This window comes from Streptomyces sp. LMG1-1-1.1 (genome assembly GCF_040815545.1).
In the GTDB taxonomy this organism is placed as follows: Bacteria; Actinomycetota; Actinomycetes; order Streptomycetales; family Streptomycetaceae; genus Streptomyces.
This window is the reverse complement of sequence record NZ_JBFPNH010000094.1, coordinates 1-708: the sequence shown is the minus strand read 5'-3', so window position 1 is coordinate 708 and position 708 is coordinate 1. Positions and strand designations below refer to the sequence as shown.

The window sequence follows — 708 nt, the reverse complement described above, 5'->3', positions numbered from 1 at the left end:
GCCCCCGAGCGCCCCCGAGGCGCCGACGGGCGCGACCGTCCAGCGGGCGCCCGCGCAGGCCACGCCCGCGCTCCCGGCCGCCAGGACCCCGGTCAAGCCGCTCCCCGTCGTGCGGCGCGGCACGGTCGCGCCGACCACACCCACCCCGCCGAGCACCGCCGGCTCGCCTGGCTCCGGCGACGTCCCGACGCCTTCGGCACGGCCGACGGTCTCGCGCGCCGCGGCGATGCCCGCCGCGAGCACGCCCGTGGGGCCGTCGGCGGCGGCAGCGGTCGGGGCACCCACGCCGCTCGTCACCGTCGTCGACGTCCAGCGGGCCGTCGCTCCCGCCGTGCAGCGGGGCGCGTCGCTGCCGCTCGCCACCACCCGTCCGCTCGCGCCGAGCATCCCGGACGCGGCGAGCGCCTCCGTGACCCCCCGCCACGGCGGTGTTCCGGCGGCGCCCCTCTCCCGTCCCACGTCCGCTCCGGCCGTGCAGCGGAGCGCCGCACCCGTGCGGAGGGCGACCACCGCCGGTGCCGAAGCCCGTCCCGCCGCGGTCCCCGTCGTCCCGATCGCCCCGCCCGCCGCCGTACGGCCCGTGGCCCGGCCGGTCGCCGTCCAGCGGCAGGCCGCCCCGGCGGTCGCCCCGCAGGCGCCCGTGTCCGCTCCGGCGACGGCTCCCGCCACGGGCGTCCCCGTGGTGACGCCCGCCCCGCTGCAGCGGAC

At 82.6% G+C, this 708-nt stretch carries 2 pseudogenes; one reads left to right on the top strand and one right to left on the bottom strand.

The annotated features are described in order from the left end of the window. Positions 1 to 459: pseudogene (locus MRBLMG1_RS36180) on the bottom strand (hypothetical protein); the annotation flags it as partial. Positions 460 to 472: 13 nt separating this feature from the next. On the opposite strand from MRBLMG1_RS36180, the pseudogene MRBLMG1_RS36175 reads away from it, so the two are divergent. Next, positions 473 to 708: pseudogene (locus MRBLMG1_RS36175) on the top strand (resistance protein); the annotation flags it as partial.